Source organism: Rhodopseudomonas sp. (assembly GCF_048594845.1).
Classification (GTDB): Bacteria; Pseudomonadota; Alphaproteobacteria; order Rhizobiales; family Xanthobacteraceae; genus Rhodopseudomonas.
Map to the genome: position 1 here is coordinate 1 of NZ_JBMDXE010000160.1, position 10,673 is coordinate 10,673.

Consider the following 10,673-nt stretch of genomic DNA (forward strand, 5'->3'; position numbering starts at 1 on the left):
CTATGAATGCGGCGCTCTGGCGCGGAATCGGGCATCCCAGCCGCTACGCATCCGGGCAGGCCTTCGGGCGTGATGCAGTGCGGCATCGATATTCAGGATCGGGGTTAGACGCCCCGCACATGCCTGACGCGGTCGTCCAGCGCACTGCATCCCCGAGCGCGCCGATGCGGGCGTGGCGAAATTGGTAGACGCAAGGGACTTAAAATCCCTCGGCTCGAAAGAGCTGTGCCGGTTCGACCCCGGCCGCCCGCACCACCGGCGACTAACCGATCTGCTTCATCATGTGGACTACGCGCGCTCCGTTGGCGCGGATTTCCAGCCGCTCCTGGGTGTAGCCGAGCGACGCGTAGAGCCGGATGTTTTCGTCGAAGCGCTCGTTGGTGTAGAGGCGCAGTGTGGTGCGGCCGGCCTCGGCCGCGATCCGTTCGGCGAGAGCTAGCAGGCGACGGCCATAGCCGCGCTTCTGCGCGTCCGGCGACACCGCGACGTTGACGATCAGCAGGTCGTCGTCGCGGAGTTCGGTTTCGATCAGCGCGGCGAGGCGGCCGCCCGCTTCGAGTAGATCGAAGCGATGCTGCCGGATCGCGGCCGCGTAGTCGGCAAGCATCGGCAGCGGCTCGTAGCCAATCAGAGCGAGCCACTTCGCGTAGGCGCGCATCGTCAGGTCGGTGATGGCTTCGACGTCGTCTGCGGTGCCGCGTCGGATCAGTTCGGGCATCGGCCAATCCTCTGTGGCGCAGAAAGCTCGTCGTGCACCGGGGCCGTCGCGCTCAATGTCCGCGTCCCATCGCGATCTGCACCATCGCGACCACGACCTCGATGGCGATCAGCAGGACGACGATCAGTTCGAGCCGCAGCGCGCGGCGGGTGTCGATGATATCGGCGAGGGTGGAGGCGGTTTCGGCGACGACGGCGAGTTTGCGGTTCAGCGTGTCGACGCGCTCCTTCAGTTCGTACTCGTCCTCGAGCCTGGCGTAGAGGCGTTCGAGGTCGGGGCGCTCCCATAGCGCGTCGGGCTTTTCGGTGATGGCGACGCGCCCGGAGACGCGATGCTGCACCAGCAGCGCGTTGCCGATCAGTTTCATCATCGCGGGCCGGCTGCGGCGCGTATGGCCGTGCTCGGCGAGTTCGCGGGCGAACGGCTCGATCACTTCGAACACCTTGGCCACCTCGCGTTCGTCGTGGGCGAGGACGACGCTCTTGGCCAGCACGTCGGCGATAATCAGCAGCCGCTCCAGCGACATCTGCCGGAGCTGGATCGGCCCGCCGGCCGCGACCTGATCGTCGCCGTCGAGCTGGAATGCCGCGACCTCGTCGTCGATGTTATTGAAGGCGCCGCCGATGCGTGGCTTCAGCCGCTCCAGGAACGCGGCTTCCTCTTCGGCGCTCAGTCCGATCAGCACCACCACGCCGTAGCGAAACAGCACCGCGATGCCCGCGCCGGCGCGCACCGCGAGCGGCACCGACGACAGCGCCTGCTCCTCGAAACCGGCGGTGTTGATGCGATCGCCGACATACAGCGCGTGCGCGTTCGCCTTGGTGGCGAAGGCGTCGGCCGGGAAGGTCGGTGGGGTCGGCATTGCGTCGATCCTGCGTTGGCCTGTGTCCCGCCGGACCCTATCGGTGCGTTGGCGGCCCGCCAAGCAAAGGCGGCCACACTGCGGACATGCGGGGCTGGTTTTACGAGAGCTTCATTTCTGTCTATAGACGCGGCCCATGACGATTTCTTTCAGGCTTACCCGTTTTGCGATTCTCGGTGCCGGCCTGCTCGCCGGCGCTGGACTGTCCGGCTGCGCGGCGATCGGCGACAGCGCGGTGTCGCAGGCGTTCGTCGATCCGGCGCGCTACGAGCTGTATAATTGCGAGCAGCTCGCTGCCGAGCGCAAAAGCCTCGATGCGCGGCTGGCCGATCTCGACGGGCTGATGCGCAAGGCCGAGACCGGCGTCGCGGGCTCGGTCGTTTCCGAGGTCGCCTATCGCAACGACTACATCAACGTGAAGGCGCAGTCGCGGCTCGCCGAACAGACCTGGCGCGACAACAAATGCACCGAGCCGGCTGCGCCGGCCGCCGCGCCCGCAGGCGCGAAGCCGCCGCGCGCCAAGCGCTAGCGCGGTTCAAAGCCGCCAGTCGTAGATCCAGGCTTGCCGGGCCAGCAGCCGCTCTCCGCCAAGCGCCTGCATCGCGAGGTCGCGCGCGAGCGCCATCGGCCCGGCGAGGTGATAGATCTGGCCGTTCTGACGGGCCAGGCGTTGCACCCGTGCGACCCGTGCGCGGCGCACCTGGGCGTAGCGCTGCAGCGAGGCGGGCACCGACAGCGGATCGCCGGATGTGCCGGTCCCGTGGCTCTCACCGAGGCACTGCGCCAGCACCGCCGCATCCTCGATCGCCATGGCGGCCCCCTGTGCCGCGAAAGGCAGCATCCCGTGCGCCGCGTCGCCGAGCAGGGCAGTGGCGCCGCCGGTCCAGGCGCCGCCATCCTGCATCGCAAACAGCGCCCAGCGCTTCCAGCTTTCGACCGCGCCGATCAGTAGCCGGGCCGGAGCGGCCCAGCCGGCCGCGGCGAATCGGCTCTGGATCTCGCGTGGCTCACCCGGCGCGCTCCAGCCTTCGCGCTGCCAGTCGTCGGGGACGATCGCCACCAGATTGACGAGCCGTCCGCCGGAAATCGGATAGACGACCAGATGCGCGCGCGGGCCCATCCAGAGCTGTACGCCACGCAGCGGCTCGCCGCGCGGCAACGCGGCGGCGTCGAGCGTGCCGCGCCACGCGATCAGGCCGCTGAAATGCGGGCCGCTATTTGGAAACAGCTGGCTCCGTACAGCCGACCAGATGCCGTCGGCGCCGATCAGCGCCAGGGCCTGGGTGTCGCCACGGTGGCCGTGGCGGCGATGACCGACGGTGATGCCATGAGCGTTGCTGACGTAGTCCTCGACAGCGCAGCCGAGCCGCAGCTCGATGGCAGGATGCGCCTCCGCCTGTGCGAGCAGCGCGGCCTGCAGGTCGGCACGATGCAGCACCCAATACGGTGCCCCCGCGCGTGCCGCAGCCTGCTCGCCGAGCGGCAGGCGGATCATCGCGCGGCCGGTGCGGGCGCTCATCACCGTCACGGCATCGGGAGCGATGGCGCGCGGCGCGAGCCGGCCGGCGAGGCCGAGATCGACCAGCACCCGGCTGGCATTGGGGGAGATCTGCAGGCCGGCGCCGGCTTCCGCCAGCCGCTCGGCCTTTTCAAGAACGACGACGTGAAAGCCCTTCGCCGCGAGCGCCAGCGAAGCGGTTAGTCCACCGATACCCGCACCTGCAACGACGATCGTGCGGGTCGCCGACACGGAGAGATCAGGCGACCTTGTCCTTCAGCACGCATTCCGGCGGCCGGGCCTGGCCGGGGGCGAGATCGGGCGCGTAGCGATACAACGTCGAGCAGTACGGGCAGATGATCTCGTTGTCGTTGCCGAGATCGAGAAACACGTGCGGATGGTCGAACGGCGGGTTGGCGCCGACGCACATGAATTCCTTCGAGCCGATCTCGATCATGGCAACGCCGGCATCGTTCTGGAAATGTGGAACCACGTGGTCGGACATCAGCTCACCTTTACTCGCGACGGAGAGGGCACATCACGGTGCAGCGCACCATACCGGCGTCGCTGCATGATTCCTAGAGCGCCTGGACAGGCTTTGCCCGTGGAAATTCGACACAATCGCATGATGTTGGAGAAGCCCTTCTTTCGTCGGATCGGTTGTGTCCGAGGTGTGACACCCCCACATGAGACAAGGTGAGGGTTGGTTGATGGGTCTGAAGCTGGGCATTGCTAAGGCCGGCATCGCACTCTGCGCTATCGCGCTGGTGCTGACGTGGCCGCACGCCCGGCGTGCTGCGGCGTTTCTTGCCGCGCAGGACGATCCTGCGCAACTGTCGGAACTGCAACTCTCGGCAGCTTTGCAGCAGGACCCCGGCCTCATCGCGCGGAATATCAATGACGCGCTGGAGGCTCATGATCCGGAACTCGCGGATAGTCTGGTTCAGCTTGCCGCCGCGCGGAACGTCACACTGCCGGACGATCTCAAGCAGCGTGTGAGCGAAACGGTTGCGGCCGAGCGATCTGCAACCGGCATCGCCACCCGGTTCGCGACGGGACTCATCACCGGCAAGGCCGACGATGGCGCCAGCCTGTCCGGCACAGTGGCGGGCGATCTTTTCGTGTTCGGCGACATCCGCGACGTGATCCGAGAGGGCAGTAATCTCGCCACCGGCGCCGAGGCGGACCGGCTGGTGCTGGGTCTGGCGGCCGCCGGAATTGCCATCACGGCCGCGACCTACGTCACGGTCGGCGGCGCAGGCCCGGTGCGCGCCGGGCTGACTCTGGTGAAGGATGCCCGCAAGGTCGGCCGCCTGGGTGAGGGTCTGGCGAGCTGGGCGGGGCGCTCCGCCCGCGAGGTGGTCGATACCCCCGTGCTGCGGCGCGCGGTGGCGGATGGTTCGGTGTTGCGCCCGGCCGAGACGGTGACCGCCGTGAAGGCGGCGTTTCGGACGGAGAAGGCCGGCGGCCTGATGCGGCTGGCCAAGAACGTCGGCCGCGTCGGCGAGAAGGCCGGCACGCGCGGCGCGCTCGATACGCTGAAGATCGCCGAGGGCCCGAAGGACGTCGCCCGCGCGGCCCGGCTGGCGGAGTCGAAAGGCAGCCAGACCCGCGCGTTCCTGAAAATACTCGGCCGCGGCGCGCTGCTGTTGACCACCGGAGCATGGAATTTCGCCTGGTGGATCTTCGGCGCATTGATGACGCTGTTCGGCCTCGTCACCTCGCTCAAATCGGGCGTCGAGCGGATGACGCAAAGCTGGATCGACCGCGGCAAGGCGCGCCGCGCCAAGCGCCTGATCGCCGCAGCCAAGCGCGCCGAAGCCGAACGGGCCCGGGCCGACGCAGTGGTGGGCGGCCTCGTGGCGCCGTCCTGACGGCCGGATGGTCTCAGCGGAAAAAATACGCCGTTTGCCTCACAATCGTCATTGCGAAGAGCGAAGCGACGAAGCCATCCATCTTCCGGCGGTGCACTCCGTTGGACCGGATCGAGTTGCCTTCGGCTCGCCTTGAAGCAGAAGGTCAGCTAAGTCCTCGCCGGTTGCCTGCACGCCTCACCTGAGTTTGCCGTCTCGATTTCTCTTCAACTAACACTCTTCCCGCTCACAACATCCGGACAATGCATGCCGAGCTTCGATCACGGCGGAATCGATATCGCGTATCTCGACGACGGCGAGGGTGAGCCGATCGTGCTGGTGCACGGCTTCGCGTCGAACAAGAACGTCAATTGGGTGTATCCATCCTGGTTGTCGGAGTTGAAGCGCGCCGGACGGCGCGTCGTCGCGCTGGACAATCGCGGTCATGGCGAGTCGAGCAAACTCTACGATCCAGCAGACTACGAACTCGCCAAGATGGCGGACGATGTCGCGGCGCTGATGGATCATCTGGCGATCCCGCGCGCTGACCTAATGGGTTATTCGATGGGCGCGCGGATCAGCGCCAATCTGGCGCTGCGTGCGCCGGAGCGCGTGCGCTCGGTCGTGCTTGGTGGTCTGGGCATGGGGCTGCTCAGCAACGAAGGGCGGCCTGGCGAGAACGTCGCGCAGGCGCTGCTGGCGCCGTCGCTCGACGACGTTACCGATCCGGTCGGACGGACGTTTCGCGCCTTCGCCGATCAGACCCGGTCCGATCACGCCGCGCTCGCGGCCTGCATGCGCGGATCGCGCGGCCTGATGAGCCGCGATGACGCGGCGGCGATCGCGGTGCCGGTGCTCATCGCGGTCGGCACCGACGACGACGTCGCCGGCTCGGCGCACGAACTCAGCGGTATCATCCCCGGATCGGAAGTGCTCGACATCCCGCGCCGCGACCATATGCGTGCGGTCGGCGACCGCGTTTACAAGCAAGGCGTGGTCGATTTCCTCGCGCGCCGGCCGTGACCCGCAAATCGCGCCGCTTGACGCAGCCGCAGCGCTCCCCACCTCAAGGTCTGCAACTTTCGCGAGGCAGGCTTGCGTCGCTGAGTGAATATCTTTGCGGATCAATGGGTTAGCCATAGGGTAAGGACGCCTGGAGCTTGGCTTCGGCCGCCGCGACAGGTTCGCCGCCGGCGTGCTATAGTGACCGGGACAGACGAGATCGAGAGAGCCGGCATGGTGATGCATCAGGTCAATCCGCGGACTGCCACGCTGACGACGCTCGATCCGATCTGGGAGCGGGTCCGCAGCGAAGCCGAGGACGTCGTCCGGCGCGAGCCCGAGCTCGCTTCGTTCATCTACGCCAGCGTGCTGCACCACGACCGGCTCGAGGACGCAGTCGTGCACCGCGTGGCGGCGCGGCTGGATCACTCGGCGCTGTCGAGCGACCTGATCCGCCAGACTTTCGAAGACGCGCTGCGCGACGAACCGGACATGGGCAATGCCTTTCGCGCCGACATGGTGGCGGTGTTCGACCGCGATCCGGCGACGTCGCGTTTCATCGATCCGCTGCTGTACTTCAAGGGCTTCCACGCCATCCAGGCGCATCGCCTGGCGCACTGGCTGCACCTCAAGGGCCGCAAGGACTTCGCGCTGTATCTGCAGAGCCGCGCCTCCGCGGTGTTTCAGACCGACATCAACCCGGCGGCCAAGATCGGCCGCGGGATTTTCCTCGACCACGCCACCGGCCTTGTGGTCGGCGAGACCGCGGTGATCGAGGATGACGTCTCGATCCTGCACGGCGTGACGCTCGGTGGCACCGGCAAGGAGCACGAGGACCGTCATCCAAAAATTCGTCGCGGCGTGATGATCGGCGCCGGCGCCAAGATTCTCGGTAACATCGAAGTCGGTCACTGCGCTCGAATCGCCGCCGGCTCGGTGGTGCTGAAGACGGTGCCGCACAACATGACGGTGGCCGGCGTACCGGCCAAGGTGGTGGGGGAGGCGGGCTGCGCCGAGCCGTCACGCACCATGGATCAGATGCTCAACGCGATCGGTTTGTGACGTCGGAATCGCCCGTGCACATCGCCGCGAATGCGGTTCGCAACTCGGCGCGAGGGGTTGCGGCGGGCGGCTCGAAAACGTACTGACGGCGGCCCCGCTCGCAGCGATCGCCGGCGGATCATCCGGCCCGCATCGCCTCCGAAGCCCTTGTTCTAGATTGGAGATCACCGTGGACGTTCAGGAAGTCAGAAAGCTCGATGCCTATCTCAAGAAGGTGTTCGGCAATCCGAAAATCCGCGTTGTGCCGCGGCCGAAGAAGGACGATTCCGCCGAAGTGTATATCGGTGAGGAATTCGTCGGCGTGCTGTTCGTCGACGACGAGGACGACGATCGCTCGTTCCAGTTCCAGATGGCGATCCTCGAGGACGATCTCGCCGACGTGTGAGGTTGGGTGTAGCTCACTGGTCGCTTGTTGCCGCCAAGTGAGCGTCGCTGCTATTGGTTGACTATCAACGCGTCATGGCCGGGCTCGTCCCGGCCATCCACGTCTTTGTCGCCTCTGATGCCGTAAGTCGTGGATGCTCGCGACAAGCCCAGGCATGACGTCGGGGGATGTTTGTGCGTGCTATCGATCGCGACGCGAGCGGTTAGTCAGCGTATTCTGATCGTCTGCTAACTATCCCCGCACGGCGTGCAGCTGCGCGGTGAGACGGTCGATCGAGTTGGCGACGCTTCGCCAGTCGCTGAGCCATTGCCGGGGAAACCGGAAGGTGAGGTCGGCTCCGTCGATGCGGCGTTCGCTGATGCACATGCCGGGCGTCTGCCGGTCCCGGGTGCAGCGCGCCGCGAGTTGCGGCTCTGCCGCGGTGATCAGGTCCTCGGCGCTGTAAGGCGATCCTTCGACGAACGGCCGGACGGTCAGCCCGTCGTCGAGCTGCTGCGACGACGGCGCCAGATAGCGCGGATAGATCGTCCGCAGCCGCGTCTCCGGCGCCAGCGCATCGTGATGGGCGGCGATCGAGACGAAGATGCGATCGATCGGATGAAACTCCTCGACGTCGTCCGGGGTCGCCCGTTTCGGCTTCTCCGGCGGCGCCAGCGACGGATAGACGAAGTTGAGATCGACGCGCTCCTGCGGTCCCGAATGGCGCTGGAACTTCACCCGGAATGCCTTGGTGGGCACGTTGAACAGGGTGTCGCCGATGCTCACCGGCGTGCGGTCGGGATCGCCCACCGGTTGCGCCCGCCAGGTCGGCCACAGCAGGTAGGCCACGGCCAGGATCGAGAGGAGCGAGATTGTGCTGCCGATCGCGACCGGCACACGATAGCCGCGCCGGCCGCCCGGACGGGCGAGGCGAACGGACGCTGACGAAACCGAACTCATTGCAGACAGAACCCGACGAATGACCAGACCAGCCGCGCGACGCCACGGCGACGGCCGCTCTCGCGGCGCACGCGTGCTATCCCTCGCACAGTCGCGTTAACCCAACTTTAACGATGCGATAGCGATCGGCGCCGGTTTTTGCGACACCAGTCGAGCTGCAGAGTTGCGGAAGCGGGATCGTCGCCATGTCGCCGGATGCATTCAACAATCTGTTCTCGCTGCTGATCGGCTTCGCCGTCGCAGGCGCGCTGTCCAGCGGCTATCAGGCGATGGTGCGGCAGCCGGCCGGGTTCGGTCTACTGCAGCAGGGCGTGGTGGCGCAGAGCTTCGCGGCGATCCCGTTCCTGATGTTTGCCGCGCCGTTCATCATCATGCGCAACACGCTGCTCGGGCCGCGCCTGCCAGAGAAGCCGCGCCGCCGGGCGGAATTCGTGATGCTGGCGACCGTGTTGGCAGGCACCTGGAGCATGATGTCCGGCACGGTGCTGCTGATGGGCCTGCACGCGGTCGGTGTCATCACCTGAAAACCGTCCGTCCGAAAACAATTGCCCTCAGCGGCTCACGTTGCCATGACTGGCCCTGCAACAGGAGACCGAGATGGCGATCTACGAGCTGGACGGCAACAAGCCTGATCTTCCGCAGGATGGAAACTACTTCATTGCCGACACCGCGTCGGTGATCGGCAAGGTGCGGCTCCACGCCTCCGCCAGCGTCTGGTTCGGCGCGGTGCTGCGCGGCGACAACGAGTGGATCGAGATCGGCGAGGGCTCGAACGTGCAGGACGGCTCGACCTGCCATACCGATCCGGGCTTTCCGCTGACCGTCGGCAAGAACTGCACGATCGGCCACAATGTGATCCTGCACGGCTGCAGCATCGGCGACAACGTGCTGGTCGGGATGGGGTCGATCGTGATGAACGGCGCCAAGCTGGCGAGCGGCTGCGTGGTCGGCGCCGGTGCGGTGATCACCGAAGGCAAATCGTTTCCAGAGAATTCGCTGATCCTTGGCGCACCCGCCAAGGTGGCGCGCACGCTGACGCCGGAGCAGGTCAAGGCCATGCTGATGGGGGCTGGCTTCTATGTCGCCAACGGCAAACGCTACAACAAGGGCTTGAAAAAGATCGGCTGAGCGACGCACCGCGGTCATTGACCGCGGTGCGTCGCTCAGCCTTCGGACTCGCTCGCTTCGACCGCCGTGGCGATCCGTTCGTGCCCGGCGGCCCACAGCGCGTAGTCTTCGGTACCTTCTGCAAACGGGTTGGCTTCGGCAGGGATGTTTTCGCGCGCGGCGCGCGCCCCGAGTTCGAAGGGATCGTCAGCCATAGTGGTGGTCCTTTCAGTGTTTGTCACGATGGTGCTCGGCTGCCGAGCCCTTCGCGGATTTCGCGGCCCGCGCGCTCTTCTTCAACGCGTCCTGCAAATCGATCGGGACGCCGTGCTTCTTCAGCAGGTCGGCGAACGCCTCGTCGGCGAGCTCCTGCAGCGTGGCCATGCGATTGCGACCGAGCTGCTTGAGCTTGTCGAAGGTGTCCTCGTCGAATCCGATCAGCTTGCGCATGGGGCTCTCCGCGATCACAAGCCGCCGCCCGCGCAATTCGTTCCGCGGCGCGCCGCGGAGCCGCAGTGCATCGGCCAGTCGCGCAGATTTGAAACCCTGGAAGCATCGATTGCCGAACAAACTGCGGCAGGAGAGCGCATCTTCTAGGGGGGCGGGTCGTGCGGAATGGAGTTGGAAGATGATTCGAAAGGCTATCGTTGCACTATCGGTGGCGGCCCTGGCTGCGTTGGCGGCCCCGACCGCGGCCTCTGCCCGTGGCGGCTTTGGCGGCTTTCATGGCGGTGGCGGCTTTCACGGCGGAGGGTGGCACGGCGGCGGTTGGCACGGTGGTGGCTGGCATGGCGGCTGGCGCGGCGGCGGTTGGCGCGGTCCCGGCTGGGGCGCGGTCGGTGTCGGGATCGGACTTGGCCTAGCGGCCCCCTATGCGTGGGGCGGCTATGGGTACGGCTACCCGGGCTACTACACCGGATACGGCTACAGCTATCCGGCCGCGTCCTATTACGACGACGGCTGCTATCTGCGACGGCAGCGGGTGTGGACGCCTTATGGCTGGCGGTGGCGACGCGTCGAAGTCTGCTACTGAGCGTCAGCTGACGGAGCGGGCGCTGCGGCGCCCGCAGTCGCACGATCCGCAGGTCTCGGGCTCCGGTTCTGATAAATTCGGAATCGGAGCAACCTGCCGGCGGATCATCGCGGGATAAGCGCAGGGCCGTTCTGAGAGGTCACAAGCTTTCGTCTCGTGCCACCGCACAGGAATGAGAGCAGTCGGTCCGGGGCGTTGCGCGCGCCGCGACGTT

General features: G+C 66.5%; 15 protein-coding genes and 1 tRNA gene. 9 read left to right on the forward strand and 7 right to left on the reverse strand.

The window, feature by feature from the left end:
• The first annotated feature begins 166 nt into the window (after positions 1-166).
• A tRNA-Leu gene (locus ACOJTD_RS09855) sits at positions 167-255 on the forward strand.
• A gap of 7 nt (positions 256-262) precedes the next feature.
• Here ACOJTD_RS09855 and ACOJTD_RS09860 read toward each other — a convergent pair.
• Complete coding sequence (locus tag ACOJTD_RS09860) at positions 263-718, reverse strand: GNAT family N-acetyltransferase (RefSeq protein ID WP_420132743.1); 456 nt, start codon at positions 716-718, stop codon at positions 263-265.
• Between the two features lie 52 nt (positions 719-770).
• On the reverse strand, positions 771-1,580 hold the full coding sequence (locus ACOJTD_RS09865; protein ID WP_420132744.1) for an RMD1 family protein: 810 nt from the start codon (positions 1,578-1,580) through the stop codon (positions 771-773).
• Between the two features lie 136 nt (positions 1,581-1,716).
• Between ACOJTD_RS09865 and ACOJTD_RS09870 the strand changes: the two genes are divergently transcribed.
• Complete coding sequence (locus ACOJTD_RS09870; RefSeq protein WP_420132745.1) at positions 1,717-2,109, forward strand: twin-arginine translocation pathway signal; 393 nt, start codon at positions 1,717-1,719, stop codon at positions 2,107-2,109.
• Between the two features lie 6 nt (positions 2,110-2,115).
• Here ACOJTD_RS09870 and ACOJTD_RS09875 read toward each other — a convergent pair whose 3' ends face one another.
• Together ACOJTD_RS09875 and ACOJTD_RS09880 are read right to left on the reverse strand one after the other, a co-directional pair.
• A complete protein-coding gene (locus ACOJTD_RS09875) occupies positions 2,116-3,330 on the reverse strand; it encodes an FAD-dependent monooxygenase (protein WP_420132746.1) in 1,215 nt (404 codons plus the stop codon).
• Between the two features lie 7 nt (positions 3,331-3,337).
• Positions 3,338-3,583, reverse strand: coding sequence for a zinc-finger domain-containing protein (locus ACOJTD_RS09880; RefSeq protein ID WP_054165255.1), 246 nt, complete (start codon positions 3,581-3,583; stop codon positions 3,338-3,340).
• 205 nt (positions 3,584-3,788) lie between these two features.
• On the opposite strand from ACOJTD_RS09880, the gene ACOJTD_RS09885 reads away from it, so the two are divergent.
• The 4 genes from ACOJTD_RS09885 to ACOJTD_RS09900 all read left to right on the forward strand — a co-directional run bounded on the left by ACOJTD_RS09885 (position 3,789) and on the right by ACOJTD_RS09900 (position 7,380).
• Entirely contained in the window at positions 3,789-4,952 is a 1,164-nt protein-coding gene (locus ACOJTD_RS09885; RefSeq protein ID WP_420132747.1) for a hypothetical protein, read from the forward strand.
• A 246-nt stretch (positions 4,953-5,198) separates the two neighbouring features.
• A complete protein-coding gene (locus tag ACOJTD_RS09890) occupies positions 5,199-5,954 on the forward strand; it encodes an alpha/beta fold hydrolase (protein ID WP_420132748.1) in 756 nt (251 codons plus the stop codon).
• Between the two features lie 213 nt (positions 5,955-6,167).
• Positions 6,168-6,995: a serine O-acetyltransferase gene (gene cysE, locus ACOJTD_RS09895; protein WP_420132754.1), complete on the forward strand. Its 828-nt coding sequence runs from the start codon at positions 6,168-6,170 to the stop codon at positions 6,993-6,995.
• Positions 6,996-7,164: 169 nt separating this feature from the next.
• Entirely contained in the window at positions 7,165-7,380 is a 216-nt protein-coding gene (locus ACOJTD_RS09900) for a DUF3126 family protein (RefSeq protein ID WP_054165275.1), read from the forward strand.
• 231 nt (positions 7,381-7,611) lie between these two features.
• Here ACOJTD_RS09900 and ACOJTD_RS09905 read toward each other — a convergent pair whose 3' ends face one another.
• Entirely contained in the window at positions 7,612-8,319 is a 708-nt protein-coding gene (locus ACOJTD_RS09905; RefSeq protein WP_420132749.1) for a hypothetical protein, read from the reverse strand.
• Between the two features lie 185 nt (positions 8,320-8,504).
• Here ACOJTD_RS09905 and ACOJTD_RS09910 point away from each other — a divergent pair, with 185 nt between their 5' ends.
• Both ACOJTD_RS09910 and ACOJTD_RS09915 read left to right on the forward strand, forming a co-directional pair.
• Complete coding sequence (locus tag ACOJTD_RS09910) at positions 8,505-8,843, forward strand: DUF6949 family protein (RefSeq protein WP_420132750.1); 339 nt, start codon at positions 8,505-8,507, stop codon at positions 8,841-8,843.
• A 73-nt stretch (positions 8,844-8,916) separates the two neighbouring features.
• Positions 8,917-9,447, forward strand: coding sequence for a gamma carbonic anhydrase family protein (locus ACOJTD_RS09915; protein WP_420132751.1), 531 nt, complete (start codon positions 8,917-8,919; stop codon positions 9,445-9,447).
• Positions 9,448-9,482: 35 nt separating this feature from the next.
• Here ACOJTD_RS09915 and ACOJTD_RS09920 read toward each other — a convergent pair whose 3' ends face one another.
• Together ACOJTD_RS09920 and ACOJTD_RS09925 are read right to left on the reverse strand one after the other, a co-directional pair.
• Complete coding sequence (locus ACOJTD_RS09920) at positions 9,483-9,641, reverse strand: hypothetical protein (RefSeq protein WP_197279698.1); 159 nt, start codon at positions 9,639-9,641, stop codon at positions 9,483-9,485.
• 13 nt (positions 9,642-9,654) lie between these two features.
• The gene (locus ACOJTD_RS09925) at positions 9,655-9,876 is read right to left on the reverse strand and encodes a hypothetical protein (protein ID WP_420132752.1); all 222 of its coding nucleotides are present in this window, start codon (positions 9,874-9,876) and stop codon (positions 9,655-9,657) included.
• A gap of 178 nt (positions 9,877-10,054) precedes the next feature.
• Here ACOJTD_RS09925 and ACOJTD_RS09930 point away from each other — a divergent pair, with 178 nt between their 5' ends.
• Positions 10,055-10,459, forward strand: coding sequence for a hypothetical protein (locus ACOJTD_RS09930; RefSeq protein ID WP_420132753.1), 405 nt, complete (start codon positions 10,055-10,057; stop codon positions 10,457-10,459).
• The last annotated feature ends 214 nt before the right edge of the window (positions 10,460-10,673 follow it).